A 258-nucleotide genomic window follows, 5' to 3' on the forward strand; every position below is an offset into this window, starting at 1 on the left:
GCCATCAGCAGCGGGAAGTTCCACGGGATGATCTGGCCGACCACGCCCAGCGGCTCGTGGAAGTGATAGGCGGCGGTGAGTTCGTTGATTTCCGCGCTGCTGCCTTCCTGCGCGCGGATGCAGCCGGCGAAGTAGCGGAAGTGGTCGGCGGCCAGGGGGATGTCGGCGTTTAGGGTTTCGCGCACGGCCTTGCCGTTGTCCCAGGTTTCGGTGATGGCCAGCAGTTCGAGGTTTTGCTCGATGCGGTCGGCGATTTTC

1 protein-coding gene is annotated in these 258 nt (G+C 64.0%); it reads right to left on the reverse strand.

All coding sequences use genetic code 11. The annotated features are described in order from the left end of the window. Positions 1-258, reverse strand: a 258-nt coding sequence (locus tag AAEZ05_RS29235) for an aldehyde dehydrogenase family protein (protein ID WP_350650117.1), incomplete at both ends; no start/stop codon positions are given.

This window comes from Pseudomonas sp. HY13-MNA-CIBAN-0226 (genome assembly GCF_040310305.1).
Lineage (GTDB): Bacteria > Pseudomonadota > Gammaproteobacteria > Pseudomonadales > Pseudomonadaceae > Aquipseudomonas > Aquipseudomonas gregormendelii.